Here is a 25000-nt window from a genome sequence, read left to right as displayed (position 1 = left end):
GATCAAAGGCCTCCGAGGCGGAAATTCTGAAGACTGGCCAGCAGCCCCTGCCCCATCTGAATGACACCCGGCCCATTGCCGAACAGTGCCAGCGTCGGCGACATGCTGCCTGTCGGGCCGTTGGAAAGGTCATAAAGGGCGGAGAACCTGTTCAGGAATTTTGCCAGGTAATCCGCATCACCGAACTTGCTGAAATCCAGACGCTCTTCCAGATAGGCTGCCTGCTTGTCGATGTCGGTCATCGCAAATTCCTGCGGCAGGCCGAGCGAGGTGTAAACGGCCTCGGCGAGCGCGCGGTCTGCCAGGACGTCGTAGGCGTTTGTGATATCCGGTGCTCTGCGCTCGAAATAGAGCGCCAGCCGGACACCCTGGTTCTGTTCACCCTCACGCACTTCCAGCGTTTGCCGATGGTATTTCTGGACAATCGCTTCCTGCGTGCGGGCGAATGACGTCGTCGTCTCGCCATAACGCTTGAAATTGAAGGTCTCGGCGAAGTTCTTGTACTTGGTATCAGCAAGCTGATTGGCAAAAGCCCCGCGATCATCCGTGCCTTCTTCCAGCACCTTTCGAATGAAGGCCTTGGCGTAGATCATGTCCTCCAGGCCCATGGCGGTCATCGCATAGTTGAAGATCCGGTCGTCCGCCAGAAATTCATCGATGGTTTTAATGTCGCGTATGTTTTCGCGATAATATTCGGTCTGACGTTCGACCATCGGGTCCGCGGCAACCGTCTTCAGCGAGCGTTCCATGTTGGTTCTGACGAGCTGAACCTGGCTCAGTGTATTGATCATGGTTTTATCCCCGTTGCGGGCCCATGGCGGGCAGGCTTTCGGGAAACACTCACTCGCAAAGCTTACGCCAGGCTGACGGCTGGAAATGAATTTCAAACGGCTTTTTCGCGTCAGCTTCAGGCAAGTCTCGGCCGCTAGCGTCCTCCCAATCAGAGTTGCAATCCACACCAGTTGGGAGCTGTTAGGTGACTATTCTTATCGGCCTGATCATAGCGGGCGCGTCCCTTATCGGCGGCTTTGCCGCACTCGGAGGCAAGGTCTCCGTCCTCTGGCAGCCGTGGGAGCTCGTCATTATTCTAGGCGTCGCTATCGGTGCCTTCGTCGTTGCCAATCCAATGAAGGTCATAAAGGGAACGCTTGTTGCCGTTTCGGATGCGCTGCGAAATGCCGTCCCCAACAAGCGGGAATACCTCGACGTTCTGGCACTGCTGTACGGACTGATGCGCGAGTTGCGCGCCAAGGGCCGCAACCAGGTTGAGCCGCACATCGAAGACCCGAATACTTCGCCGATTTTCCAGAAGTATCCGTCGGTTTTGCGCAATGCCAGTCTGACCACCTTCATCTGCGACTACTTCCGGCTGATCATCGTCGGCAATGCCCGCGCTCATGAGATCGAAGCCCTGGTCGACGAAGAACTGCACACGATCCACCGCGACCAGATGAAGCCGTACCACGCCATGAGCAGCATCGCCGACGCGCTTCCCGCCATCGGTATCATCGCGGCCGTGCTCGGTGTCATCAAGGCCATGGGTGCCATCGACCAGTCTCCCCAGTTGCTGGGCAGCCTGATCGGCGCTGCGCTCGTGGGCACATTTGTCGGTATCTTCTTCTCCTATTCGCTGTTCGGCCCGATTGCCTCGAAGATCCGCAACGTCCGCGAGAACCGCCTTCGGACCTACATCGTCGTCAAGCAAACCCTGCTCGCCTTCATGAATGGCGCCGATCCGCAGATTGCCCTGGAGCATGGCCGCAAGACCATTTCCGACTACGACCGTCCGACCATCGACGAAGTTGAAAACGAGACCATGAGTGCCGGTAGCGTCGACAACGTCCAGGACCTGCAGGGAGCTGCCTAAGCCATGATCGAAGCAGCGACCGCAAGCTCCAACGCTTCCAGCTCCGAACGCGCCATGATCGCCGACCGTCTGCTGGATGCCGCCGGAATATCCGTCGACCGCCTGCCGATGCTTCCGGTGGTATTCGACCGTATGGCCCGCCTGATGGCCGACGCCATGCGCCAGAAGTCCCCCTCACCGTCCTACATTTCGGTCAGCTATGTCGAAAACAACCGCATTGGCGATGTTCTGGACGAGTTTGAATCCAACGCCCTCGTGGCTGTGCTCTATTCTCCGGAATGGGATGCCCGTGTCCTCGTCGGCTTTGACCGGGACTTCATCTTCACACTGGTGGACGTTCTGTTCGGTGCCGACGGTACCGAACCGCCCATCGATGACGAACGGCCCTTCTCGAACATCGAAACACGCATTGCGCGCACCATGTTCGAGGTCGCAGCCAAAGCCCTTGCCGAAAGTTTTGCGCCAATTGCCGAGACAACGCTGAAGATCGAGCGGATCGAAAGCCGGATGGACTTTGCGGTAGTTGGACGGCGGAACAACCCGGCAGTGGTTGCCCGCCTGCTGCAACAGGCTATCGGACGCGGCGGTGAAGTGTTCATCGTCATGCCGCACTCGACACTCAACCCGTTGCGCCAGCGCCTGTCCCAGGTCCTGTCCGGCGAAATGTCGAGCCGCGACAAACAATGGACCCAGCACTTCCACAACGAGATCCAGCGCACCGAAGTCAAGCTGGAAGCCATTCTGGAAGAACGTGAAATGTCGCTCGGCGATCTCGCCAACCTGAGGGTTGGACAGGTCATTGAACTTCAGGCGACAGCCCGCTCTCCGGTAACACTCGCCTGCAACGACCAACCCGTCTTCACCTGCCAGCTTGGGCAGTTGAACGGATCTTACACGTTGCAGATCGATGAGCTCATCCATGAGGAAGAAAAGGATCTGTTCGATGATCTCCGCAATCGTTGATGGCGTCCTCCTGCTCGCGCTGGTCGCGACCACGGTCCGGATGCTTGCCATGCACCGCGAGCTGCGCCGACTGGGCAGCTACCACAAGGATTACCAGCGCATCTTCGATCAGACCGCGCTCGCGCTCGACGGGATCGAGGTGTCGATCCAGGAGATCAACGTCAAGGGTGCCCAGATCCTCAATGCGCTCGGCAACCGGATGGACGATGCCCGCGAACTGATCGCCGAAATCGATGGTCTGACCCGTGAGGCAAAACGCCAGCAGTCCGTGCTCCGTGCTGAGCTGAAGGAGCTGTCAAAGGCAACCGCCGTCCTGCACGACCCGAAGCGCTTTGCACCCGTTCGCGACGACATCGACATTTTCGCAGAGGACACGGCTGGCGAACGGGCAGTTGCCTCAGCCAATCCCACACCTGCCGGCGGACGCAAGGAAACGACCATTCATCGCGGTCAGGCCGTTCAACCGGCCCCCACCCGCGTTCACCGTATCGACAATTCGCTGCAAAGCCCGTTTCGCACGGTCTCCATGAACCAGAAGGATAAGATGTAATGTCCGAAACCATCGTTGATCACATCGAAGCTGAAAAAGGCCCGAAAGCCCGTCCGGCTGATGCCGCAAGTTTTGCCAAGGTCGAAGCACCGGAAAAGAACTCAGGTAGCGACACCATCGGTGACGACAGAAACCTCGACACCATCCTGGGAATTCCGGTCAACATCCAGGTGGTACTCGGATCGGCAACCATGCTGGTTTCCAATCTCCTGAAACTTGGCCGGGGCGCAGTCATCCCGCTCAATCACCGTGTCGGTGAACCAATCGACATCGTTGTCAATGGCCGTGTCATCGCCCGCGGCGAAGTGGTGGTTGTGGAAGACGACAATTCCCGTTTCGGGGTCTCGCTGACGGAGATCATGAGCGCACAGGCCGGCGGCCTGGAAATCTGAGGCCGGAACTCTCCGATCTTGCCTTCTCCGGTCCGTCCAAGGCTGTTTTCTCAGGATTGAAGTGAAACATGATGACTTCCGCCAACGCTTCCGCCGCAACCGCTGCCAACCTTGCAAAGCCGCCGGCGCCGCCTGCCCGCCGCATGAACGGAACACAACGCGTGGCCGCACTGCTGCTGTCCCTGGGCAAGACCAGTTCACAGAAGCTGCTCCGCCATTTCGATCAGGAAGAAATCCGGATGATCACCGTTTCCGCCGCGCAGCTCGGCACGGTGGCGTCGGAAGAACTCGACCGGTTGGCGGAAGAATTCATAGAGCAGTTCTCTCACGGCACGACGCTTTACGGCTCCGCCAACGAAGTGGAAAAGATGCTGGAAGGCGTCCTGCCGGACGATCAGCTTGCCGACATCATGTCGGACGTGCTCGGCAACTCAAACCGATCGATCTGGGACAGGTTGACCACGGTTTCAGAAACAGTGTTTGCCAATTACCTTCTGAAAGAGCACCCGCAAACCGCTGCACTCATTCTGACAAAGATCAAGCCCAGTGCTGCCGCGAAGGTACTTGGCCAGATCAACAATCAGACGCGCAACTCCCTTGTCCGGCGCATGCTGTCAATCAAGGCAGTGGTCCCGGAAATCATGCGTGATGTCGAAAAGACGATGCATGAAGACTTCATGCTCAACCTGTCCGGCACCCTGGAAGCCGACTCCCATGCGCGCATGGCGGACATCCTCAACAAGATGGACCGCGAACACATGGAAGACGCATTGGAAAACCTTAACGAGGTGAAACCGAAAACGGCCGAACTTCTGAAGGGCCTCCTCTTCACCTTCGACGATATCACCAATCTGAACGCCCGGACACGTATGGCAATATTCGATCAGATCCCGACGGACCGTATCGTGCTGGCACTGAAGGGAACGAATGCCCAGTTCCGCGAAGTGATCCTGTCGTCTCTGACATCACGTGCACGCCGTATCGCCGAACACGAACTGGCAGCCGGCGAACCGGCAGCGCAGCGCGATGTTCTGGACGCACGCAGCGCGATCACCAACCTTGCCTTGGAAATGGCATCGCGCGGTGAAATCGAGCTCAACCCGAAGCAGGACGAAGGTGCATTCTTTGCATAGGTGTCTTTGCAATCGGTCCGAAGAGCTCTGAGCCGGAACGGCAGGTGGCTGGATGTCGGAAGAAGACAAGGACTCAAAAACAGAGGAACCGACCGAAAAAAAGATCAGCGATGCCATAGAAAAGGGCAATACCCCGGTCTCACGGGAAGCCCCTGTTCTGGCAACCTTTATCGCAACGCTCTTGATCGGCAGTTTCGTAATAACCTCGGCATCGCGTCAGCTCATCCAAACGCTGACGCATCTTCTGGACCTTTCGGGAGGAGTGGATCTTGGAAACAGCGCCGACGCATTGTTGCTCACCCACGCGGTCTCGGTCGAGGTTCTGGTTTTCCTCGCACCGATTGTCGCATTGCTTGCCGCATCCGGTCTTGCGTCCGCCTTTCTGCAGAACACACCCAGCATCGTTTTTCACCGCATCAAGCCGGACGCCTCCAAACTGTCGCTCGCGAAGGGCTGGAGCCGCATATTCGGAGCCCAGGGCCTTGTCGAGTTCCTCAAGGCCGTCTTCAAGTTCTCAACGGTCAGCGCCATTGTTTATGGCCAGTTCCGGGCGAATGAAGCGGAACTGATCAACGCCATGTTCACAGACCCAAGCGCATTGCCCGAAGCGATCCTGCAGATTTCGATGAAGCTGATCGCCGGCGTCTGCATCGTTACCATTCTGCTCGTCACGGTCGACATTCTCTGGTCGCGCTCGCACTGGCGCAAGAACCTGCGCATGAGCAAGCAGGAGATCAAGGACGAGCACAAGCAGATGGAAGGCGACCCGATCGTCAAGGCCCGCCAGCGTTCTCTCGCGCGCGACAGGGCAAGAAACCGCATGATGTCGGCCGTGCCGCAAGCAACACTGATTGTCGCCAATCCGACGCATTTCGCTGTTGCCTTGCGCTATGACGGGGACCAAAATCCAGCGCCGGTGGTAGTCGCAAAGGGACAGGATCTGATCGCGCTTAAAATCAGGGAGATCGCGGAGGCGAACAATATTCCGGTGATCGAAGACCGGCAACTTGCCCGCTCCCTTTACGCAGCGACAGAAGTTGAAAGGATGATCCCGCCGGAATTCTACAGAGCAGTTGCGGAAATCATTTGCTACGTGTACTCACGCCAGACCAAAACTGCTGTATAATTTAATGTATTTGGAGGTCCGGGGAATGCACGACATGCCTGAAGGCAACGGCGATAAAGTGTCGCCGCTGGAATGCGACCGGCTGCGCCAGCAAGCGATCGCCTCTGCTCTCACCGAATTCATCGAAGACCTGAAGCTGGTGGATGTGGTCGACTTCATCGCCTATATCCGGACCGATCAGCACGGCAATATCGAAGAATTGATCAAGACATCGGCCGAGCTCTTCTTCAAGGAAGGTTCCTTGCGCTACTCCATGGCTGCGCAAGCCGAGGTGGAATGGGAAACCACCCCGCGCATCTCGCTCGATCTGGAATTCTTCAACAAGGGAGTCTGGATCTATTTCACGGCAGTCCTCGCCTGGCCGGACAATGCCGTCAACGTTTCCTATGTCGAAGTGCCGGACGCTAGTGGGAACAGGGAAAAAGAAACGGAACTGCTGCTTGAAGCCCTTAAGGATGCCAGGTTGCGATAAGGAAATCCTGACGGTTCAGGCTCTACCGATAAGGTGAGATACGGCGTGTCTGTTGCACGACGGTGTTTTCGGCTTCTGGCGTCTTTTCCTTTCGCGTACTGGTGCCAGGCAGTTTTCCTAACCGAGCTTCAAAAAAGTCGGCAAATCACCATATGCGGGTCCCTGGACGCTCGTTTCTGATTTACGGGCCTGAAAGCCTCTCAGCAGGAACAAAAGAAACGGTGCCATGAAAAAAATCCAGATACCTGAGGATCCTGCACACATGGTAACGGCCATCGTCGCCTATGCCGGGATCGCCAAGCGCTTGCATGTCGAACTTTCAAGTCGGCCAGAGAATGCGGGCGTTGATCTGGAGGCCATCAAAGCCGACCTGATTGCCGAAGCAAAACGGGCAATCCCCCACGGCGACTTCGCCAAGGACGAAATCGGTGTCTACAAGACCATCTTCGAGGCGATCGATACGATATTTGACCCGGATACATGACACGGCGCCACCGGGTTGATGACCAGATGCCGGTGACCGGAAGAAACCTTCGCCGGATAAGACAGATGCCGGGCTCACTCTCCTAGAAGGGTCGATAAGCGCTCCATGATTTCGTGCAGGCTTTTGCCTGTCAGCCGCATTTCTCGCGCCTGCTCGCCCTCGACGACATCGGAAAAGAGCAGAATTTCGACGGCATTTTCCAGGACCTGGATATCGTCCGACGTCAATACGATTGCCCCGTTGTCGCTCGCCAAGGTCACCTTTTTGACGGAACTCTCATCCAGAAACGTATCAGGCATTTGGCTCGCTCCAGGTTGCGGGAGATGTCCATCAGGGTTCCTGAATGGCGCCCTTCAGGCAAGTACGAAAACACTGGTAGGTCGTTTTGCAAAAAAAAAAGCGCCCAGCCGAAGCTGGACGCCAATTGCCTGGGAGGCGGCAGAATCTGGTTTTCATGACAAGGCTCGGATCCGGCTACTAGTGCGTGATCACGTCCGCCTTGTCGAAGTAATTGAACTCCTCCACCAGCACGTCGTGCACCACGGGCCGGCCGAGGCGGGCATTGGTAGATTTCTTGAGCCGTTCGGTAAAGGCTTCGAGGTCGTAGCGCTCCAGGCTACGGAAATCGAGGGTTTCGTCGGCATAAAGAACCCGAAAGGCTTCATCTACCAGGAAGGGGTGTGGCGGCACCGGCAGGCGGCGCAACGTGTCGCCATCAGCTGTGAAGACCATCTTGATCACCACATAGCCTTGCAGCGTGCCGTCAAACAGGATCGGCACGTTGACAGGGTTCACGGTCTCATAATCCAGCCCAACAAATGCAGGTTCATCGTCGCCGACGCGTTTCTGCGCAGCCAGATACTGCGTGGTTCCGTATCCGGACGCCAGCATGGTGGCAGACATCCACAGACCGGCAACGAGGATCTTGATCATCGCGCCCTCTCTGGAAACGGTGCCTCGTAGGTGCCGTCGGATTCATAGTCGATCATGGTCCTGGACATCATGCCGACAACTTCCGATACCGCATTCATGTGCAGTTGCAATAGGCCGATGTTCTCATCAAGCACGTCCTTGAAGTCGGCAAGGTCCTCACGCAGCTCCTGCGAATAGAACGCCGGCGGCACGAGCGACCGTGCTCTGGCAAGATCCAGAAGGGCCTGGCTCTTGCCGTATTCAAAAATTTTCAGATCCGCTGTCGGGTCCGCCCGAAGTGCCCGGGTTTCGTCAAGCACTGCCTCAATTGCTCGGCGAACCGCAACCACCAGCGGCATCGACCGCACCGGATCAGGCGTGATTTCCTGAAGTGCGAGATCGGTTACGGCAACGTCCTGAAAGTCGACATCGTTGGCGGCGTCCATCAGGCTTTAACTCCCTTTTCAAGCGTCTCTGAAATCAGGCCCGCGATGCCGACACCGCCACTGGCAGCAAGCTGGTTCGCGACCTGTTCGGCAAGCATCGATTTCCATATTTCTCCGGCGGTTCCAGAGCCGAACACGGCCTCCGAGTCGTCCGGAAGCATGGTTTCGACAAATTGGCCGAGGATCATCGCTTCGAATTTCTCGGCAGGAGATTTTTCGGAAGGGCCTTCGTAACCGGCGGTCCGGAAACTGCCTTCAGAAGCCCCTGCCCGGTTCGTTGCACCGGCATAGGCAAGCGCGAAGCCGTCCCCCGCCGCCCCCGCGGAAATGGACCTGAGACGGTTCGTGGCCTCTGCAAGGTTCACCGGGTCGGCAGCCCTGGAAACATCCAGGATCAGATCTGAAGGTGGCGAAATCGCCATGCTGGGCTCCTCGAAAAACGTAAGGTGCAAACAAGGCCCGGCAGGTGACAGGGCAAGGCAAGCAATTCACTTGAACCGAACCTTGTTTGCGTCCTCAGGTGTAGCTCACGCAGCTTGTGGGAGGCTTGCGCAGTGGTGCTTCTCGCCAAACAGCGCTCTTGCCCTTTGCACCAATCGGTCGTCACCCGTATCTGCGGTCGAGCAGATCCATGAGATCCCGCTCCTCCTCGGCACGCTTTTCCTCGCCACGCATTTTGGCGAGACGTTCAGCCATGAGTTTGAGCATCATCCGCTGGCGGTCGTATTCGGAATTCACCTTTGCGCGCGCCTCGCTGAGCCTTGACATCTCCTCGATGATACGTCTCAGCCGCTCTGCTGCATTGGCGATGAAGCGGTCGTGCTGCGCCAGGTCGCCGTTCGACAGGGCCAGCAAAATCCGCCTCTCCTTCTCGTTGAGCTGATAGACCTGGGCATCAAGTTTCTGCAGCAGCCACGAGGAAAACAGGAAAATCTGCTTCTGCATCCGGAACAAACGTTCGATATCCTGACTTTTGCGTGCCATCGAACAGGAACCTTTCACGGTCAGGCGTGCCTAACCTATCTGGAGCCAAGTGAAGTAGCCGTCGAGGAAGATCATGATGGCCTCCGCGATGACGAGATAGAGAAAGTAGAGACCGCCCGCGATCACGAACGGCATGGAGATGAAGTAGACCGGGATCTGCGGTGTCAGCTTGTTGACAAGGCCAACGGCAAAGTTGACCACCACCGTGTAGACGATGAACGGACTGCACACACGCAGCGCCAGAAGGAAGGTTCGGCCCAACTGCTCGGCAAACTGCTCAAGACCAGTCACGGCCGCCAGCGGCTGCCCGACCGGCATCGCCTCGTAGGAAGCAGCCAGCCCACGCAGAATTTCCCAATGCTGGTTGGTGATGAAGACCATTGCCGTTGCTGTAACCGTGAAGAGGTTTGCCACTGGCGGCAGGGAATCCACACCGTCGATCGGCATGCCCGGCATATTCGACAGGCCGATCGCCATGGAGACCAGCGTCGTCAGTGTTTCCAGAGCAGCCAGGAAGATCCGACCCAGAAAACCGATGAAGGCACCGGTCAGCAATTCCGCACCGATAAACCCGGCAACTGTGCCGAGTTGCTCATCCGGCAAAGACGCCTGTACGCCCGGTGCCAGCAGTGGCGACAAGGCCAACGCGACGGAAAGCGCGATGAACAGACGCACATGCACCGGCACCCGGTTGCTGCCGAACCCCGGGATCACCATCAGGCATGCCCCTATCCGGCAGAACAGCAGGAAGACCGCCAGAAGCAGCGACGAGCTGAAGGTACTGAAAAAGAGGCCGCCGGAAATCACGAGACGCTTCCGAGCGAGGCAACGTCCACGCCGCGGGCAATTTCAAGATGCGACAGGACCGGCAGGGTCGGGAACATACGTTCGACGATCATGCGAACGTATGGCCGGGCATCCGGTGCTGCCACCACGGCAAATCGGCTGCCATCCTTCATGTGTCTCTTGACGGCCTCCGACATCTGCGTGCCGAATTCTTCCACCAGTTGCGGCTCGATATCGAACTCGATGACATCGCCCTTGCCGTCCCGTTTGAGAGCGTTGTGGAAGGCAAGATCCCAGCGGTTGCCCAGACGCAGCACCTTCAAAGGTCCGCCTTCGGCAAGGTCGCCGCAAATCTGCTGGGCGATGCGCATGCGCACGTGCTCCACCACCTGCTCCGATCTGCGCACATGCGGCACGATCTCGGCAACCGCTTCCAGGATCAGGTTGAGGTTCCTGATCGAAACCCGCTCTGCCAGCAGAAGCTTGAGAACAGCTTGCAGACCTGAGAAAGACGTGTGTGCCGGACAGATATCATCGAGAAGCTTCTGGTATTCCGGGTCCAGCCTGTCGAACAGCTTGCGCATGTCCTTGTAGGACAGGAGCTGCGGCAGGTTGTTGCGGATCACTTCGCTCAAATGCGTCAGGATGACGGTGATGTTCTCGGCCGGTGTCATACCGCGGCGTTTGAGTTCATCCTTGTAGGCTTGCGGAACCCAGTAGGCCTGCATCCCGAATGCCGGTTCGCGCGTCTGGTCCGCCGGCACCGGCAAAGCCTCGTCATTGTGCGGTATGACCAGAAGCTCTCCGACTTTCAGGTGCTGTGAGGCAATGATCGTACCGTGGATCTTGATCTGATAACTCTTCGGATCAAGCGTCAGACTGTCGGTGACGCGAATGTCGGGCACGACAAAACCATATTGCTCGGCAAACTTCCGGCGCATCTTGGCAACGCGGCGCGACAGCTCGCCGGTCCGCGTCAACAGTTCTGCCGAGAGCTGCTTGCCGAGAACCAGCTCGACTTCCGCAGACTTGAGCGTCTCCTTGACGGAATCCTTTTCCTCGAGCTTCGCCTGTTCCTCGGCCGCTCGTTTCTTGTCGTCCTCGACCTTTTTCGCCGCTGCAAGACGCCTTGGAATGGCATAGCCGATGAACCCCATCAGGCAGGCCAGCAACAGGAACGGCAACATGGGCAGTCCCGGCATCAAGGCAAAGATGGCCATCAGGATCGCGGCCACGAATAGCGCGCGCGGATACCCTCCGAGCTGGCCGAGAACCGCCTTGTCAGTCGAACCTCTGGTCCCACCCTTGGAAACCAGCAGACCTGCTGCCAGAGACACGATCAGTGCAGGGATCTGGGAGACAAGACCGTCGCCGACAGAAAGCTTGGTGAAGACGTCGGCCGCGTTGGATACCGTCATGTCATAGCGCGTAACGCCGATAACGATGCCGCCCAGGATATTGACTGCCGTAATGATGAGGCCGGCGATTGCGTCGCCGCGGACGAATTTGGAGGCACCGTCCATGGCACCGAAAAAGGAGCTTTCCTCTTCCAGCTCCTTGCGCCGGCGTTGCGCCTCCTTGTCGTCGATAAGGCCGGCAGAAAGATCCGCGTCGATTGCCATCTGCTTGCCCGGGATCGCATCCAGGGTGAAGCGGGCGCCAACTTCCGCGATACGCGTCGCGCCCTTGGTGATCACCATGAAGTTGACGATGACCAGGATCGCAAACACGATCAGACCAATGACGAAGTCACCGCTCATGACGAATTGCGAAAAACCGTTGATCACATACCCGGCTGCATTCAGCCCTTCATGACCGTTGGCAAGGATCATGCGCGTCGTCGAGATGTTGAGCGACAGCCGCAGCATGGTGGCAATCAGCAGAATTGTCGGGAAGGACGAAAAATCCAGCGGCCGCTGTATCCACAGCGAGACCATCAGGATCAGCACCGACAGTGCGATTGACATGGCCAGGCCGATATCGATCAGAAAGGTCGGGATCGGCAGAAAAAGAACGGCCAGGATGAGGACGATGCCGATGGCAAAGCCGACGTCGCGGCGGCTGTCCGGCGCACCGCCGGCAGCCGGCGAAAGGGAGGTGTCTGTCATGCCTTCTCTCTGCTGCAGGTCTGATACCTGGCAACCTCGCCCTTGAAGCTTGCGTGAGGCTTTATCGGAGAAGAAATTGGGACAGCTTGCTCGGGAAACTTCGTGCACCCCGACCGAAGATGATTGGTCCAGGATCGGGAGAGAGCATTCAGCGCATTTGAAGCAGGTCGCGCTTCAAGTCGAAACAGAAGCGAGAAATGCATCTTACTTGTCATCCCGGCGACGGCCGGGACTCAGTAACCACCTGCGCTACCGCTTTCCAGAACACCGACGACTGAGAAAACCGGATACCGGTCTTGGCGCTTATGCGCCATACCGGGATGACACAATATTGTCAGTAGGTCGGGATGTTAGAACCCGGTCTCGATCCGATTGTAGATCAAGGTCGTCAAAGAGTAGATCTGGCCACCGATGAAGGGCCCGGCGACCACGATCATGACAAGGATGGCAACGATCTTCGGAATGAAGGTGAGCGTGATTTCCTGAACCTGAGTCAGGGCCTGCAGCAGGGCAATGACAATACCGACAATCATTGCCGGTACGATTGCGGGAGCAGAACCGACGAGGATCGTCCAGATGGCGGTCCGGACCAGGTCCAGGGCATCAACTTCATTCATGTCAATTCATCCGCTCAGGATATGGTTACACCCGGGCCAAGCAGGACGCCTTTACCGTTGTCGAGCGCGAGCACGGTCCCGTCGGAATAGACTTCGACCTTTTCCACCACACCGGTCGTGCCGTTGGCGTCGGTTACTGTCCGCCCGATAAGATCGTCCACCTGACCGAAGGAAAGATTTGTCAGGAGGGTTTCAAGCTTGGCATTCGTTTGAATAGATTGCTCAACTTGGCTGAAGCTTGCGAGCTGCGCGAGCTGTTCGGACGCATCCATGGGATTGGTCGGATCCTGGTTCTGCATTTGCGCCATCATCAGATGCAGGAAGGTATCGTAGTCGACCGTTAGCTGCTTTTGTGCGGTTGCCGGCGAGGCAGCTCCCTCGGTGGCACTGACGCCTTGAACACTGGTCATCTTGTCACTCCTTAAACGACGGCCAGCCGGGGGCCGTAGTGAAAATTTTCCGCTTCCGCCGTCCTTGGGGCAGCCTGGCGGGCTTCCTGCGTGCGCCGGTTCTTTTCAGCGAGCATCAGATTTGCCTCCAGCGGATAGAGCGCCCGCACCACTTTCATCGCTTCGAACCAACGGTCCGTCTTCGCAAGCTCCTCGACCTTGTCGAGGTGCATCAGCACCTCCTTGTTCGAGAACGCCGATTTCACGGAACCGAGCACAAGATGGAACATGTCCTGAACCGCACCGGCAGCCGCCGGATCGATGATCATGGTTTGGAGAATGAAGTAGAGCTGGCGAAGCGGTGTCGTGGCCTCTTCGGGCTGTAGCACATGGGCTTCGAGCAGGAATACGGCATCGTTCAGGAGTTCGATGTTGGTCTTCCGTTCGGCCCGGATCACCGCACCGTTGATGAACAGGCGTTCGCCCGCTTTCAAACCGATTTTCATGAGTTTAACCGTCCAGGCTGTCGCGGATGATGGAATTGATCTGGATGATGTCCGAGAAGTCTTCCTGCTCCCACTGGCGCAGCGCCTCGACTTCTTTCAGAACCCAGATGCCAACGGAAATCAGGTTGGCCCTTGTCTCGATGGGCAACTCGTTGGCCTCATCCGCCAGGTGTTCCAGGAAATAGCTCCAAAGACGCCGTGTGTAGAACAGCGCGTCGACGGCTTCGGGAGACTTGACGCCGCGCTCCTTGGCGACGTTGAGCTTGCCGATCACGATCGTCATAGCCTCATGTTCGTTAAGCCGCTGGTCAGAGCAAAGATCGTCCATAACCTCAGCGTAAGACAGATTGTACATGGGCCCTCTCAAGGTTGAGTTTTATGCGAAAAGTCAGACATTTGGTTTCGATCAAAGGTAGTTGAGGATGCTGAGACGCTGCATGCGGGAGGTGACCGCATAGGTGGTCTCCAGCTGTGTCAGAGCTGTGTTGAGACGGACGGCCGTTTCCTCCGGATCGACATTTTCCAGGTCGTTGATGCGCCGGTTCAAGATGTCGGTCTGCACCTTCAACCGCTCACTCGCCAGCTTGACCTGCTCCTGCACGTTCCCGAGTTGCCCCATCTGGCTGGTGATCTCGGCAATGCCGGTGCCGAGCTTCTCGATGGCCTTGTTGACCACCACCTTCAAAGTTTCAGGATCAAGGTCCTCGTTCCCGAGGTCGGACATCATGGTGTATGCCGCGGCCAGGTCCCGGAACGCCTGCTCATTGGCGCTCACCGAACTTGAAACCGTTTCGCTCGCCGAAATACGGCTCACCATCACGCTGTCGGTTGCACTGGACCAGGAGGTTCCCCAGGCAGGGTCCTGAAACATCAGGTCAAAGGCACCGTTTAGATAAGTCGACATTGCCGCCGGCGTGATGCCGGAAACGCCTGGGTTTGTCTGTGCGATACCGAATTCAGTCAGGAACGCCGCATCTGCGGCCAATTTGTTAGGCGCGCCCGGATCGGAATAATCGACGAAGGGTTCCTGATCCGTGTTTATGCCTGCAAACACGAAGTTGCCGTTGAGCTGCGTGTTCAGACGTGACGTCAGAAGTTCCAGATTGCCGACGGCATCGGCCTTGACGATGTCGGCGGTGCCGTTGTTCTCGCGCAATGCAACAAGGGTCGACAGAAAATCCTGCGCGTCCTTCAGAACGTCCCCCATCGCCGCCTGGCTGACGTCAAGCCGCGACGCAGTGAGCGCGTTGGTATCCGTAATGCCGTTCAGAAAATGGAACTCGGAGCGAAGCGAGACGCTCTCGCCCGTTTTGGTGCCGAGATCCAGTCCAACATCGTATTTGCGCCCGGACGACACTTCGATGCTCAGCCGCTGGACGAGACTGGCCTGGTTCTGGATCTGCCGCCGTGAAGCGTCGGCAAGAGTGATCGTAGAGATGTAGGTGGTTTTCATGACTGTTACCTCGCAGCGGCCAGAAGATCTTCCAGCATGGCGTCCACGGCGCTGATGAGCCGCGTCGCTGCCGAATAGGAGCGCTCGATTTCCAGAAGAAGCGTCATTTCTTCGTCGATGTTGACGCCTGTCTTGTTGTTGAGGTTCTCAGCCGTCCGGCTGAGAATGACTGTCTGCACCTCGACGTTGCTCGTCATCGTCTTTCGGCCGGCTTCCAGCCAGCTTACGGAGGAAGCGGCAAAACCGGACAACGAGTCGGTCGCATCGAGCTCGACGCCACTATCGAAAACGGTGTCCTTGTCGAAGGCAGATACGAGTTCCTGCAGACGGTCGGAGAACCCGGCAGCACCAGACGGGTTGTAGTTGTAATTCGGATCAAAAGGATCGGAGATACCCCCGTCGCGCAACCTGTCCAGATCGCCACCCTGATCCGGGTCGGCGTTGGCATTGACGGCGATTTCCGCGGCAAGACCAGGCACCAGAGTACCGGATGCGGGCACTGCCGGAGCGCCGGACCATGTGAACAGACCAGCCTGATCCGGGTTACCGCCCCCGCTCTGATCACTTTCAGCAAAAGCTTCGATCAAGCCGCGAGCGATCTCGTCGAGCTGGCTCTGATAGGTCACAGCAACCTCGTCGCGCAGTTCCGCAAGACCTTGGAGCCTGCCGGACTTGATCTCCATGAGAGCCCCCGGTCCTGCGACCGGAACGCCGTCAACCATTACGGAGTTGCCCGTGGTCGCAGCACCAAAAACAATGGTTGGCTCGAAGGTGACCGCTCTCGCCCTGGTTTCGAACAGCGTCACACCACTGTCGGTGTAGACGACGATGTCCCCATTGCTGCGGTTCAAAGTGGTAATGCCGATTTCCTCGGACAGCTTGAGCAGAACCTGGTCACGGCTGTCATGAGCATCGGTTACATCAGCCCCGGACTGCGTTCCACGGACGATGACCGAATTGAGATCCTCCAGTTGCTTCAGGAGCGTGTTGATCTCGCGCACGGAGGTTGCCATGTCCGCATCCGCCTTGGTGCGCACATCCTGAACCAGCTCCGATCCGGACTGAAGCGTGCGCACCATGTCCTTGGACGCTTGCAGTACATCCTGAGCCTGAATCGCGTTGCTGGGGTCGGATGCATAACTTTGAAGCGACAGCTTCAACGCACCAAGTTTTGCCGCAGCGGACATCTGGTTCTGCGTATCACCCGTGGTTTCAGCCAGACGGGTCAGACCCGCCAGAACCGCTTCCTGGGAAGAACCAGTCGACGTGGAGGTCAGGAGTGACGAATACAGCGCACTGTCCGTCACCCGGCCTATACCGTCGACCTTGAGGCCGCCGGCCTGGCCGCTCTCGGTATAGGTCTGGCTCAACAGAACGGATTTTCGCGAGTAGCCGGGATCCTGTGCCCCGGCAATGTTTCGCGAAACCACGGAGGATTCTGTCTGCCGAGCGGCCAGCGCGGACTGGGCGACTTTTAGGGCTACAGACAAACTCATGACAATAACTTTCCGGTTGGCGGGGAAGCCGCGTTAGCGGACCAGGTTGACGAGCTGCTCGAGCAGGTCGGACCCGGCCTTGAACACCTGGGAGTTGGCCGTGTAGGTGCGCTGGGATTCGATCATCGAGGTCAGCTCGTTGCCGAGATCGACGTTGGAGTCTTCAAGTCCGCCAACCTTGATGCTGCCCAGGCCGCCCTCGCCCGCGAAACCGACCCGAACATCACCGGAATCGAAGGACGTGCTGTAGACGTTGCCAGACCTGTTGGCGAGCCTGTCCGGGCTCGGTACATCTGCCAGCGGGATCTTGTAGATCGCCCGGCGATCACCGTTGGTGTAGATCGCAAACAGAGTGCCGTCGTCGGAGAATTCGACGTTCTTCACCGCACTCGGTGCGTTCCCGTCTGCATCGACGTTGGTGACCGTGAAATCGGCATTCAGGTAGGTCGACTGATCAAGATCCAGGTCGAAGGTGCCACCATTGGGAACAGCGATATTGATTGCGGTCGCACTTGCACCGGTGAGATTGCCGGTGGTCACATCAAAGGTCAGCGTCTGAGTATTCAGTGCCGGAGCAGCATAGGGAAACCCGCCGCCGGGCGCTGCATCTGCCGCATTGTAGATCGTGACTTCCCAGTCACTGTCTGCAGCCGTTTCCGTGACCTTGGAGTAATAGACGTCCAGTTTCACCTCGTTGCCGAGGTTATCGTACACGATCATAGATGTCTTGTGGGAATAGCTCGCGGTTGCTGCGTTGGCAGACGGCAGATCCGCCGGCGGTACGATCGCCGCATCTTCACTCACGTTCACGCGCAGGAACGCCTCACTGGTGGGAGTGGCTTCCAGCTGATTCTGGGTGATGTTGATCCGTTCCAGACCACCTAGTCCGTTGGCAACGGTTGTTGGCGCGGTGTTGCCCGTGATCGGATAACCCTGGAGGTAATAGCCGGCCGTATTCAGGAGATAGCCATCTCCATCGGGAACGAAGTGACCGGCGCGGGTCAGGAAGCTTTCACCTGCCTCGTTACCGACAACGAAAAAGCCATTGCCATCTATCGCAAGGTCGAGCTTTGACGTCGTGAAACTGAAATTGCCCTTCTTGGTGATCTCGTATTGGGTGTGGGCCTCTACGCCGCCCGAGTTGAACGAGCCGGCCCCTTGTGAAACCACCAGTGACGAAAATTCCGACTTGGCCCGTTTATAGCCTGTCGTACTCGAGTTCATGATGTTCTCGGCAACTGTGCCAAGCTTGCTCGACTGAGCGTTCATGCCGGAAACGCCGGAACGCATAACTCCGAAAAGGCCCATGACAGGTCTCCTGTGTCAAAATCAACTGGAGACAGTCAAACCGACCTAACTTGCGCGAGGCTGTTGTTTGAAAATAATTATCCTTTTCATTCAGATACTTAATTATCTAAAATTTTAACTTTCGAAGAACAACAAAGCACCGGATAAGGGCGTCCGATGCTTTAAAAGTTCAAGCGCCGCAGAATTGCTTGGACTTCTTTGTCCAATTGCCGAAACCGGAAGCAACCATATTGCGGATTACGGTACAGACATACCGTTTTTGTGCCGGATCATTGTTTGGCCCCGCATGATAGCGGGCAACGGCCATCGTCCAGGATCCCTGGCGCTGCCTCAGGTTCTTCAGAAACCTCGCGGCATATTGCACATTCGCACGCGGTTCCAGCATCTGGTCCACGGAGCGGAACTGGTCCCCGTGGTAATGATGGTTGATCTGCATGCAACCGATGTCGATCAGTTTCTTGCCATGCGACCGGGCATCCATAACATCCTGTTTCGCGGCTTGGCGGCTTGGCGGAAACACCGACTTTCCCTCGATATTGAGGGCGTAGGGATAAAGCGAATTACGCCGCCCGGTTTCCGTCAGGCCGACCGCATAAAGCACACCGAGCGGAACGTTGTATTTGCGCGCGGCTGCGATCATCTCGCGTTCGCAAACGTTCTGGGTCTCGGCGGCCGCAGGCAGACTAACGGCGAGCGCACTAAAGATAGATGCCGTCAGAAAGGCTGACGTCAGAACCTTCCTCATGACCTTTTCCTCTTGCAGTTTCGGAAGCCTGATAAGCGTCTTCTCTGGAGTTTTGTCCCGGACGACCATTCTGCTGTCCGGCACCATTGCCGGAACTCTGCGATTGGCCGTCAAACGGATTGCCACCGGCGGCACCATTCTGGTTCTGCGCCTGCGGGCCCGAAGCGTTGCCTCCGCCCTGGACCTGGATCCGGTCGTCGCCGGCCTGGATCGTGATGGCATCAGCCTTGAATCCCGTCGCTCTGAGCATCTGATCAAGCATTTGCCTGTCGTGCTTCAGGAGTTCGGCTGTTTGCGCCCTGCTGGTTACAAGCGACACTTCCACCGTATCACCGACCATCCTGAGGGACACTTTCACGGTGCCCAGTTCATGCGGCGTAAGCTGGATATCCAGTGTTTTCAGCACCGGTCCTTCCGCCTTGGCAGATATCCCAGCGTCAGGAGAGACGGGCCTTGACGCCATATCCTTCACTGCTGCGGTGATCTGGTCGCCAACCTGCTGAGCAGGAGAGAGACGCATATTTGGTGCAAAGTGGGTTTCCTGGCGCAGAACCTTGACGGTGCCGGCAGCTTCCTCCGGCAACATCGACCGGCCGATCGCCCCGCGCCCCTCGCCGTCAGAAACTGCCTCCGGTTCCACCCCGAACTGCGAGAACAGCGAAGATGTGCCTGTCTGACCTGGTCCGTCGGGATCACCTCCCGGCATGCCGTTTGCCTGCCCCTGCAACACTGGCGGCATCCGAGCCGCTCCGGGTTGTGCCTGTGCCTGGGCCGAAGAAACCTGTCCGGGCTTGCCTGCAAGAACGGCATTCAGCGACAGTCCCACATGTGCTGATGCGCTCTGCAGCATGGTTTCAGCCTTCGGGTCCGTTTGGCCTTCAGCCACTCCATCCAGGCTTTCGCTGTCCTTCGCCTTGCGCGACAGTGCATTCTGAGACGCCTGACGCAGAGCGTCGACCAGATTACTGGTCGAAAACGCCACCGGACCAGGTGCCTGCTCTTTGCCTGAACCGGTCTTGCCGTTGGCATCGCCGGTAGTCCCGTCCGCCTGATCAGCCGTTTCGGAAGCCGGTTTTCCAGACGGCTCCTCTGCGGCATCGCCTTTTTTCATGTTCTGCATCACGGCCTGAAACGCGGCGGCGGCCTCTTTGGAAGAGGTCTGTCCGCGCTCGCCCGTTCCCCCGTCTGCGGACTTGCCAGCTTTCGGCGCAGTTGGAACGAATGCCTGAGTGTTAACGCTCATCCTGTTCTCCCAATTGAGCGAGGGATTTTCCCGTTCGGCGCAACAGAACATCTGCAAGTTCCATGTCCGCGGTGACCCAGCTTTGATCTTCCGGAGCGTCCATGTTGCTTGCCACGTTGAATTCGCCGATCACATTCGGCGGTGGTTCCGGAAAATGACGGACCGAGTTGAGCACGACGTAGACGCCATCGAGCATCGCCAGGTCCTGCGCCGTCAGGATCGACTTGTCGATGGACCACAGGAGATCGCGGTTGGCGGTGATGAATTCCGGATCGAGACGCGTTGCCGCGAGATAGATCTTCAGGATTTCGTTTTCCTTGGTGCCTTCGACGGTCAGGGTCAAAGCTTCGCCCGTTGCCTTTCCCGCGACATTCAGATGACCGGCCAACAGGGCGGACCTTGCCAGGCGCAGATAAAGACCGCGCCTGCTGTCGGCATCGAATTCATGCAGGACATCATCCAGAAGCGCGAACTTGTCCTCGCTTTTGACGAAACCGAGCGTGTCCAGTGAAAGCGCGAACCGTCTGCGGAAATCGCCTGCATATACCGATGTCCTGAATCGGCGAAGATACCGGATGCTGAGCACGCGGAACCGGTCAACGTTGGCGGTCATGCCGGCAAGGAAAACTTCCCTGCGAAGAGCTGCCTCCTCGACGAGGGTGCCAGGCATCAGCAGACTGGCGACCTGAAGCAGTTCCATCGCCTTTTCCGGATCCGTCCGGATATAGGGCGCGGCCTTCACGAGCGCGACATGGCCACCAAGGCTGGCCGGCAACTCCAGCGGATCGATGTCCGCGAGAAGGACTTGCATTTCGTCCTCACGCCCTTCGACATAGGCCAGAGAAGCCTCCATGAGCTTTCGGTCGACTGCTGGTGCCGGATCGAGGGACAAGAGGTACCGCATCACCTCCGGGTGTCCGCCACTCAGAAGATGGATGACGGCGGCACGGGCATTGCGCGGCTCCTGCCAGACCTCAGCGTTCAGCACCACAAAATGGGCATCCATTTTTGTCAGCAAGGCCCGCTGCGCCTGCATCGCATGGGTGTTGCCCTGGGCGATCTGTTCCTGGAGGGACTGGAGCGACCGGATCATTTCATAAGGCTCGGGATCCGAAGTCTCTTTGCCGACCTGCTGCGCCCAGCTTGCCGACACGGAGACGAGCGCAGCCATCAAGGCAATCAGCAGCCCGGAGAAAGAAATCCGCTTGAGAAAAAGGCAGCGCATTACCGAGCCCCTTCCAGAAGGTAGATCTCGATCCGGCGGTTTGAGGCAGCTAGAGGATCGGAGGGTACCTTCAGGTCCTTGTCGGCATATCCTTCGACCCGGTTGAACCTGTCCTTGCCGACACCACCACGCGAAAGCATGTAGAGAGCCATGTGAGCGCGGGCAGATGACAGACGCCAGTTGTCATAGGTCTTGCTCCGGAACGGACGCGCATCGGTGTGCCCCTTGATGACGATCTGGCCCGGTGTCTCTGCAACGACCTTTCCAATCCGCTCGAGCAGCTTGACCAGTTCCGGGCGTGGCTCGGCGGAACCGATGGCAAACATGCCGAAGTTCTGGTCGTCGGTGAGGCTGATCAAGGCTCCCTCGCCTTCTCTGGTCACCGTGATCTGGCTGGCGGTTTCCTCAAGGACGGTCCCCTCGGTCTGAGCGAGGACTTCCGAAAGCCGGGCAACCAGCACCTCAGCGCTGCTTGCCGTGAAATCTTCTTCGTAAGTGCCCTCGCCTTCACCGGCTCCGGCTCCAACGACCGTTTCCGACTGACTTTCGAAGACAACCTCGCCGGAAGACTGCTCCAGTGATTTGCCGAGAACGTGGGCGACAACTGGATCCGTCGTTTCTCCGTTGTCGGGAAGAGTGCCGGTTCCGACATATTCAAAGGACGTCGTTCCGGCTTTTTCCGCCATGTAGTCGCCTTTCTCCGCCCCTTTGCCAGGAGCAGCGTTTCCGTTCTGCTGCGCAATGCCGGTCTCCGATTGCGTGCCTTCGTCAAATGGAGCGGCATAGGCGAAGTCGCCCGCCATCGCATGAGAGGACGGCGCGGTACCATTGCCAGGCAGGCTCACGTCAGGCGCGGCTTCGGCACTTGCCACACCCCGGCCCGGACGGAATTGCCAGAACATCGGATCGAAAGGATCCCGATAGGCCTGACCACCCTGAACACCTTCGTTTTTCTGAAGCCCGGTACCGATGCCTTTGGGATTGTCTTCGCGCACATCAGCAACGCGGATTTTCTGCGACAGGGTATCGAGAACGGCATAGGGGTCGGTGAACAGGATCGATTCCGAATGGGTCTGGGTAAACTGCCCGGAGGCGGGCGCACCGCCCATTTCGGGCGTCTCGATTACTTCCTCCAGCTTGTGGCCTTCATCCCGGCCATCGCCGAAATTCTCGTCCTGATCGACCGGCGCATCCGAGCCGCCCAACTTGCCCGTAAACAGTTTGGTGCCGGCTTCGTTGGTTTCGCCGTTGATCTCGGGATCATTCAGCCCCTTGCGGTTGGGGGCCGTGGACGCAAGCTTGACCGGGTTGAAATACTGCGCCACGCCGCGGCGTACGCTGTCATCGGTCACGTTGATCAGCCACATGACCAGAAAGAAGGCCATCAAAGCGGTCATGAAATCCGCATAGGCGATCTTCCAGACGCCATGTGGCGTCTGATCGTCTTCCCAGCTGTTCTTGCGCCGGACAATGACAATTTCATTCGGGACGCCGTCCAACATCAGTCTGCCTCCCCTTTCAAAGCATCAAGCTGGCCCAGCCACTGTCCGAGCCGCGTCTCGAGGGTCGTTTCGTCGAGCAAGGCCACCAGCTCAACCTGGTCTGCGTGTTGCACATCGATCCGGTCTCGCAAGGCCGGCAACTGTTCCAGCACACGGCTGACCAGCGTCTCCGGCCCACGCAGCCTGATCATCTTGCCCTCAGTTTCCTCGGTCAGTTGCCGAAGGTTGCCGGCAAAGGCCTCCACCAGCTGGTCGACGATCTTCTCTGTCAGGAAAGGCTGCAGCAGCTTGGCCAGCGAATACGAAATCCGCTGTTCCATCACATTGAGAAAGCCTTCGATCGAAGCACTGACGTTGGCCGCCTCCCGCATGTCGAAGCGGTCGCGCTCTTCGTTGAGGCGTTTCGCGTGCTCTTCGCGCTCCTGTTCCAGCAAAGCCTGGAAATGGGCCATCGTGCTGTTGCTGCCTTCTGCCAGGCCGCGCTCGTATTCGGCCTGAAGCTTTTCTTCCAGGCTCGGCTCGGGCGCGGTTTCCTCACAAGGTTCCAGTACATCCACGAGCGCGGGATCGAACGCCGCAAAGGACTTGAACCGGGAGGCGGACAGGACGGGAATATGGGAAGCGATTGACGTGGTCATTAGATGCGCTCCGATTCATAGAGCCACTGGCGCAGGATCGCGGCGGACTGTTCCTCGTTGAATTCCAGCAAGGATTCCAGCTTCCGGAGCGCGGATTTGTTGCGCCGGCTGTTGAGGTCTTGCAGCATGTCCGAATGATCTGGCGGCATCAGGAAGGTCTGTTCTCCGTCGACGGCCTCCGCGGTTCCTTCCGCCGTTTCAGGTGTCATCCCGAGTTCGGCCATTTCTACCTGCGGCTTGGCTATTTGCGGCACCAGGGCAGCGACGGCGGGCCGCAGACCGAACCAGATCACCAGCATCGATACCGTGAGGATCGCAAGCGCATTAATGATGTTGCCGGACTGACGCATCAGATATTCGGTGATGCTGATCGGCGGGATTGGCTCCATGGCCCGGCCGCCGTCGACAAAGTCGACGACCGCGACCTTTACCAGATCCCCACGCTCCCTCTCGATACCTGCGGAAGAGGCGACCAGCGCTTCGATCTCGGTGAGTTGTTCCTGCATCTGAGCCTGGGTCGGCTCACCTCCAAGAGACTGAGCAAGGCGGGATTTGTCGACCAGAACAGCGATGGACAGGCGGTCGACCCGGTACCCATCCTGCGACGTCTCGATGCGCTTAGAGGAGATCTCGTAGTTGACGGTTTCCTCACGGCGCTCGTTTTCTTCACTGGACCGCTCTCCATTGTCGGCAGACACGTCCTCTTCGGGAAGGTTCTGCTCCACCGTTGTCGGTGCAGACACACTGGAGTTCTGGGCGTTTTCGTTTTCACGAATAGTCCGGATGGATCGTTCGGTCCGTGAGTCCGGATCGAAAATCGTCTCGGCAATCGTCTTGCGGTCGGTGTTGAGCTCTGCCGCGACACTGACCTGGAAATTGTCGAGGCCGAGATAGGGCGTCAGGGTCTTTCGGATATTCTCCTGGATCCGGTTGCTAACGGCCGTTTCAAGGCTGGCAAGCTGGCCTGCCGATGCCTTGGTCGGGTCCTTTCCAGCCGCCAGAATGCCCCCTGACGTGTCGAGAACCGTAACCTTGTCCGCCTGCATTCCCGGAACCCCGGCTGCGACCAGATGACGGATGGCGTCAGCCGTTCGAACGTCATCAGGCACGTCGGAGCGGATGACGACAGAGGCCGATGGAGGCTGCTGGTCGCGACGGAACGATCCTTTTTCCGGCAACACGATATGAACGCGGGCAGCACGGATCCCTTTCATGAGCTGAATGGTGCGGGCAAGTTCTCCTTCCAGCGCACGAACCCGAGTCACTTCCTGCATGAAGGAAGTGAGCCCGAGAGACCCCAGCTCGTCAAAGAGCTCGTAGCCGGAATTGGCGCCCCGAGGCAGGCCTTTTTCAGCCAGAAGCATGCGTGCTTTCGCGGTCTGCGCATGACTGACCATGACGGCGGTGCCTTCCGAATTGATATCGAAAGGAATGCCGGCATCCCGAAGCGCGGAGCCGATGCGAGTGACATCCTCACCGTCGAGACCCGTGTAAAGGACGGTCTGTTCCGGCCGGCTAAGATAATATGCTCCCGCGCCGACGGTCGCGATTGTAGCGAGCCCGATCATGGCGAGCGCGACAAGTCTGCGCACTCCCAGTTCCATCAGGTTTGCCCATAGTTTTTCGGCGTGTTCACGGCCCGGCATGCATAACCC

The 25000-nt window shown here is 58.0% G+C and carries 29 protein-coding genes; 8 read left to right on the top strand and 21 right to left on the bottom strand.

The genetic code is table 11. The annotated features are described in order from the left end of the window. Positions 1-2 precede the first annotated feature (2 nt). The gene (locus V1T76_RS16110) at positions 3-791 is read right to left on the bottom strand and encodes a DUF1217 domain-containing protein (RefSeq protein ID WP_330561674.1); all 789 of its coding nucleotides are present in this window, start codon (positions 789-791) and stop codon (positions 3-5) included. Between the two features lie 185 nt (positions 792-976). On the opposite strand from V1T76_RS16110, the gene motA reads away from it, so the two are divergent. From motA to V1T76_RS16070, 8 genes are all read left to right on the top strand, one after another. After that, complete coding sequence (motA, locus tag V1T76_RS16105) at positions 977-1867, top strand: flagellar motor stator protein MotA (RefSeq protein ID WP_330561673.1); 891 nt, start codon at positions 977-979, stop codon at positions 1865-1867. Positions 1868-1870: 3 nt separating this feature from the next. After that, a complete protein-coding gene (locus tag V1T76_RS16100; RefSeq protein WP_006934597.1) occupies positions 1871-2830 on the top strand; it encodes a flagellar motor switch protein FliM in 960 nt (319 codons plus the stop codon). Beyond that, entirely contained in the window at positions 2811-3380 is a 570-nt protein-coding gene (locus V1T76_RS16095; protein ID WP_330561672.1) for a hypothetical protein, read from the top strand. The genes V1T76_RS16100 and V1T76_RS16095 overlap by 20 nt, the downstream gene beginning before the upstream one ends. Next, a complete protein-coding gene (fliN, locus tag V1T76_RS16090) occupies positions 3380-3772 on the top strand; it encodes a flagellar motor switch protein FliN (protein WP_330561671.1) in 393 nt (130 codons plus the stop codon). Before V1T76_RS16095 ends, fliN begins: the two co-directional genes overlap by 1 nt. Before the next feature lie 68 nt (positions 3773-3840). Beyond that, positions 3841-4905: a flagellar motor switch protein FliG gene (locus V1T76_RS16085; RefSeq protein WP_006934600.1), complete on the top strand. Its 1065-nt coding sequence runs from the start codon at positions 3841-3843 to the stop codon at positions 4903-4905. A 52-nt stretch (positions 4906-4957) separates the two neighbouring features. Then, positions 4958-6031 carry a flagellar biosynthesis protein FlhB gene (flhB, locus tag V1T76_RS16080; protein WP_330561670.1) on the top strand — a complete coding sequence of 358 codons (1074 nt, stop codon included), beginning with the start codon at positions 4958-4960 and terminating at the stop codon, positions 6029-6031. 25 nt (positions 6032-6056) lie between these two features. Beyond that, the gene (locus V1T76_RS16075; protein ID WP_330561669.1) at positions 6057-6503 is read left to right on the top strand and encodes a hypothetical protein; all 447 of its coding nucleotides are present in this window, start codon (positions 6057-6059) and stop codon (positions 6501-6503) included. 226 nt (positions 6504-6729) lie between these two features. Beyond that, positions 6730-6987 (top strand): hypothetical protein, encoded by a 258-nt coding sequence (locus V1T76_RS16070; protein WP_330561668.1) that lies wholly within the window; start codon positions 6730-6732, stop codon positions 6985-6987. A 74-nt stretch (positions 6988-7061) separates the two neighbouring features. Here the strand turns inward: V1T76_RS16070 and V1T76_RS16065 are convergent, their stop codons facing one another. The 20 genes from V1T76_RS16065 to fliF all read right to left on the bottom strand — a co-directional run bounded on the left by V1T76_RS16065 (position 7062) and on the right by fliF (position 24991). Beyond that, entirely contained in the window at positions 7062-7286 is a 225-nt protein-coding gene (locus tag V1T76_RS16065) for a hypothetical protein (protein WP_330561667.1), read from the bottom strand. 178 nt (positions 7287-7464) lie between these two features. After that, a complete protein-coding gene (locus tag V1T76_RS16060; protein WP_330561666.1) occupies positions 7465-7920 on the bottom strand; it encodes a hypothetical protein in 456 nt (151 codons plus the stop codon). Continuing rightward, positions 7917-8345, bottom strand: coding sequence for a hypothetical protein (locus V1T76_RS16055; RefSeq protein ID WP_330561665.1), 429 nt, complete (start codon positions 8343-8345; stop codon positions 7917-7919). The genes V1T76_RS16060 and V1T76_RS16055 overlap by 4 nt, the downstream gene beginning before the upstream one ends. Next, positions 8345-8767, bottom strand: a complete 423-nt coding sequence (locus tag V1T76_RS16050; protein WP_330561664.1) for a rod-binding protein — start codon at positions 8765-8767, stop codon at positions 8345-8347. Before V1T76_RS16050 ends, V1T76_RS16055 begins: the two co-directional genes overlap by 1 nt. Before the next feature lie 181 nt (positions 8768-8948). Then, entirely contained in the window at positions 8949-9329 is a 381-nt protein-coding gene (locus V1T76_RS16045; RefSeq protein ID WP_330561663.1) for a flagellar biosynthesis protein R, read from the bottom strand. A gap of 30 nt (positions 9330-9359) precedes the next feature. Continuing rightward, positions 9360-10136: a flagellar biosynthesis protein FliR gene (gene fliR, locus V1T76_RS16040; protein WP_330561662.1), complete on the bottom strand. Its 777-nt coding sequence runs from the start codon at positions 10134-10136 to the stop codon at positions 9360-9362. After that, entirely contained in the window at positions 10133-12223 is a 2091-nt protein-coding gene (flhA, locus tag V1T76_RS16035) for a flagellar biosynthesis protein FlhA (protein WP_040439904.1), read from the bottom strand. The genes fliR and flhA overlap by 4 nt, the downstream gene beginning before the upstream one ends. Positions 12224-12573: 350 nt before the next feature. Then, positions 12574-12840: a flagellar biosynthesis protein FliQ gene (gene fliQ / locus V1T76_RS16030; RefSeq protein WP_006934616.1), complete on the bottom strand. Its 267-nt coding sequence runs from the start codon at positions 12838-12840 to the stop codon at positions 12574-12576. A 14-nt stretch (positions 12841-12854) separates the two neighbouring features. Next, positions 12855-13250, bottom strand: a complete 396-nt coding sequence (flgD, locus tag V1T76_RS16025; RefSeq protein WP_330561661.1) for a flagellar hook assembly protein FlgD — start codon at positions 13248-13250, stop codon at positions 12855-12857. 11 nt (positions 13251-13261) lie between these two features. Next, positions 13262-13735, bottom strand: coding sequence for a flagellar biosynthesis repressor FlbT (flbT, locus tag V1T76_RS16020; protein WP_330561660.1), 474 nt, complete (start codon positions 13733-13735; stop codon positions 13262-13264). A gap of 4 nt (positions 13736-13739) precedes the next feature. Then, positions 13740-14090: a flagellar biosynthesis regulator FlaF gene (gene flaF, locus V1T76_RS16015; RefSeq protein WP_006934621.1), complete on the bottom strand. Its 351-nt coding sequence runs from the start codon at positions 14088-14090 to the stop codon at positions 13740-13742. A 51-nt stretch (positions 14091-14141) separates the two neighbouring features. Continuing rightward, on the bottom strand, positions 14142-15188 hold the full coding sequence (locus tag V1T76_RS16010) for a flagellar hook-associated family protein (protein WP_330561659.1): 1047 nt from the start codon (positions 15186-15188) through the stop codon (positions 14142-14144). Between the two features lie 5 nt (positions 15189-15193). Then, entirely contained in the window at positions 15194-16684 is a 1491-nt protein-coding gene (gene flgK / locus V1T76_RS16005; protein WP_330561658.1) for a flagellar hook-associated protein FlgK, read from the bottom strand. Between the two features lie 33 nt (positions 16685-16717). Next, a complete protein-coding gene (locus V1T76_RS16000) occupies positions 16718-17992 on the bottom strand; it encodes a flagellar hook protein FlgE (RefSeq protein ID WP_330561657.1) in 1275 nt (424 codons plus the stop codon). Positions 17993-18161: 169 nt separating this feature from the next. Further along, entirely contained in the window at positions 18162-18737 is a 576-nt protein-coding gene (locus V1T76_RS15995) for a transglycosylase SLT domain-containing protein (protein WP_330561656.1), read from the bottom strand. Next, positions 18691-19980 carry a flagellar hook-length control protein FliK gene (fliK, locus tag V1T76_RS15990; RefSeq protein ID WP_330561655.1) on the bottom strand — a complete coding sequence of 430 codons (1290 nt, stop codon included), beginning with the start codon at positions 19978-19980 and terminating at the stop codon, positions 18691-18693. Before fliK ends, V1T76_RS15995 begins: the two co-directional genes overlap by 47 nt. After that, positions 19970-21205: a chemotaxis protein gene (locus V1T76_RS15985; protein ID WP_330561654.1), complete on the bottom strand. Its 1236-nt coding sequence runs from the start codon at positions 21203-21205 to the stop codon at positions 19970-19972. The genes fliK and V1T76_RS15985 overlap by 11 nt, the downstream gene beginning before the upstream one ends. Next, on the bottom strand, positions 21205-22707 hold the full coding sequence (locus V1T76_RS15980; RefSeq protein WP_330561653.1) for a MotB family protein: 1503 nt from the start codon (positions 22705-22707) through the stop codon (positions 21205-21207). The genes V1T76_RS15985 and V1T76_RS15980 overlap by 1 nt, the downstream gene beginning before the upstream one ends. After that, the gene (locus tag V1T76_RS15975) at positions 22707-23345 is read right to left on the bottom strand and encodes a hypothetical protein (protein ID WP_330561652.1); all 639 of its coding nucleotides are present in this window, start codon (positions 23343-23345) and stop codon (positions 22707-22709) included. Before V1T76_RS15975 ends, V1T76_RS15980 begins: the two co-directional genes overlap by 1 nt. After that, positions 23345-24991, bottom strand: coding sequence for a flagellar basal-body MS-ring/collar protein FliF (gene fliF / locus V1T76_RS15970; RefSeq protein ID WP_330561651.1), 1647 nt, complete (start codon positions 24989-24991; stop codon positions 23345-23347). The genes V1T76_RS15975 and fliF overlap by 1 nt, the downstream gene beginning before the upstream one ends. Positions 24992-25000 lie beyond the last annotated feature (9 nt).

The organism is Roseibium sp. FZY0029, from assembly GCF_036350355.1.
In the GTDB taxonomy this organism is placed as follows: Bacteria; Pseudomonadota; Alphaproteobacteria; order Rhizobiales; family Stappiaceae; genus Roseibium.
Note: the sequence above shows the minus strand (reverse complement) of the source record. Positions and strands in the feature narration are given on the sequence as shown.

Bases quoted from the DNA above. Each gene is read 5' to 3' on its own strand.
- V1T76_RS16110 (WP_330561674.1), bottom strand. From the start codon at position 791: ATGATCAATACACTGAGCCAGGTTCAGCTCGTCAGAACCAACATGGAA.
- V1T76_RS16100 (WP_006934597.1), top strand. From the start codon at position 1,871: ATGATCGAAGCAGCGACCGCAAGCTCCAACGCTTCCAGCTCCGAACGC.
- V1T76_RS16095 (WP_330561672.1), top strand. From the start codon at position 2,811: ATGATCTCCGCAATCGTTGATGGCGTCCTCCTGCTCGCGCTGGTCGCG.
- fliN (WP_330561671.1), top strand. From the start codon at position 3,380: ATGTCCGAAACCATCGTTGATCACATCGAAGCTGAAAAAGGCCCGAAA.
- V1T76_RS16085 (WP_006934600.1), top strand. From the start codon at position 3,841: ATGATGACTTCCGCCAACGCTTCCGCCGCAACCGCTGCCAACCTTGCA.
- flhB (WP_330561670.1), top strand. From the start codon at position 4,958: ATGTCGGAAGAAGACAAGGACTCAAAAACAGAGGAACCGACCGAAAAA.
- V1T76_RS16075 (WP_330561669.1), top strand. From the start codon at position 6,057: ATGCACGACATGCCTGAAGGCAACGGCGATAAAGTGTCGCCGCTGGAA.
- V1T76_RS16070 (WP_330561668.1), top strand. From the start codon at position 6,730: ATGAAAAAAATCCAGATACCTGAGGATCCTGCACACATGGTAACGGCC.
- V1T76_RS16065 (WP_330561667.1), bottom strand. From the start codon at position 7,286: ATGCCTGATACGTTTCTGGATGAGAGTTCCGTCAAAAAGGTGACCTTG.
- V1T76_RS16060 (WP_330561666.1), bottom strand. From the start codon at position 7,920: ATGATCAAGATCCTCGTTGCCGGTCTGTGGATGTCTGCCACCATGCTG.
- V1T76_RS16055 (WP_330561665.1), bottom strand. From the start codon at position 8,345: ATGGACGCCGCCAACGATGTCGACTTTCAGGACGTTGCCGTAACCGAT.
- V1T76_RS16050 (WP_330561664.1), bottom strand. From the start codon at position 8,767: ATGGCGATTTCGCCACCTTCAGATCTGATCCTGGATGTTTCCAGGGCT.
- V1T76_RS16045 (WP_330561663.1), bottom strand. From the start codon at position 9,329: ATGGCACGCAAAAGTCAGGATATCGAACGTTTGTTCCGGATGCAGAAG.
- flhA (WP_040439904.1), bottom strand. From the start codon at position 12,223: ATGACAGACACCTCCCTTTCGCCGGCTGCCGGCGGTGCGCCGGACAGC.
- fliQ (WP_006934616.1), bottom strand. From the start codon at position 12,840: ATGAATGAAGTTGATGCCCTGGACCTGGTCCGGACCGCCATCTGGACG.
- flgD (WP_330561661.1), bottom strand. From the start codon at position 13,250: ATGACCAGTGTTCAAGGCGTCAGTGCCACCGAGGGAGCTGCCTCGCCG.
- flbT (WP_330561660.1), bottom strand. From the start codon at position 13,735: ATGAAAATCGGTTTGAAAGCGGGCGAACGCCTGTTCATCAACGGTGCG.
- flaF (WP_006934621.1), bottom strand. From the start codon at position 14,090: ATGTACAATCTGTCTTACGCTGAGGTTATGGACGATCTTTGCTCTGAC.
- V1T76_RS16010 (WP_330561659.1), bottom strand. From the start codon at position 15,188: ATGAAAACCACCTACATCTCTACGATCACTCTTGCCGACGCTTCACGG.
- flgK (WP_330561658.1), bottom strand. From the start codon at position 16,684: ATGAGTTTGTCTGTAGCCCTAAAAGTCGCCCAGTCCGCGCTGGCCGCT.
- V1T76_RS16000 (WP_330561657.1), bottom strand. From the start codon at position 17,992: ATGGGCCTTTTCGGAGTTATGCGTTCCGGCGTTTCCGGCATGAACGCT.
- V1T76_RS15995 (WP_330561656.1), bottom strand. From the start codon at position 18,737: ATGAGGAAGGTTCTGACGTCAGCCTTTCTGACGGCATCTATCTTTAGT.
- fliK (WP_330561655.1), bottom strand. From the start codon at position 19,980: ATGAGCGTTAACACTCAGGCATTCGTTCCAACTGCGCCGAAAGCTGGC.
- V1T76_RS15985 (WP_330561654.1), bottom strand. From the start codon at position 21,205: ATGCGCTGCCTTTTTCTCAAGCGGATTTCTTTCTCCGGGCTGCTGATT.
- V1T76_RS15980 (WP_330561653.1), bottom strand. From the start codon at position 22,707: ATGTTGGACGGCGTCCCGAATGAAATTGTCATTGTCCGGCGCAAGAAC.
- V1T76_RS15975 (WP_330561652.1), bottom strand. From the start codon at position 23,345: ATGACCACGTCAATCGCTTCCCATATTCCCGTCCTGTCCGCCTCCCGG.
- fliF (WP_330561651.1), bottom strand. From the start codon at position 24,991: ATGCCGGGCCGTGAACACGCCGAAAAACTATGGGCAAACCTGATGGAA.